Origin of the sequence: Myxococcus llanfairpwllgwyngyllgogerychwyrndrobwllllantysiliogogogochensis (assembly GCF_006636215.1) — a bacterium.
Lineage (GTDB): Bacteria > Myxococcota > Myxococcia > Myxococcales > Myxococcaceae > Myxococcus > Myxococcus llanfairpwllgwyngyllgogerychwyrndrobwllllantysiliogogogochensis.
In genome coordinates, this window is the sequence record NZ_VIFM01000838.1 from 1 (window position 1) to 426 (window position 426).

Sequence of the window (426 nt, forward strand, 5' to 3'; positions counted from 1 at the left end):
GTGGAAAGAGCAGGGCCTCAATTCGGAAAACTTCGTCGCCTTCAACCTCACCGAGCGCATTCAGCTGATCGGCGGCACCTGGTACGGCGGCGAGATGAAGAAAGGGATGTTCTCGATCATGAACTACCTGCTGCCGCTGAAGGGCATCGCCTCCATGCACTGCTCAGCCAACGTCGGCGAGAAAGGCGATGTCGCCATTTTCTTCGGCCTCTCAGGCACCGGCAAAACCACCCTCTCCACCGACCCGAAACGCCGCCTGATTGGCGATGACGAACATGGCTGGGATGACGACGGCGTGTTTAACTTCGAAGGGGGCTGCTACGCCAAGACCATCAAGCTCTCTGAAGCGGCCGAGCCAGATATCTATCACGCCATCCGCCGCAACGCCCTGCTGGAAAACGTGGTGGTACGCGCCGACGGCACGGT

At 59.6% G+C, this 426-nt stretch carries 1 protein-coding gene; it reads left to right on the forward strand.

The features are described from left to right. The coding region (locus tag FJV41_RS56015; RefSeq protein ID WP_141649645.1) for a phosphoenolpyruvate carboxykinase (ATP) at positions 1–426 on the forward strand (426 nt) is incomplete at both ends.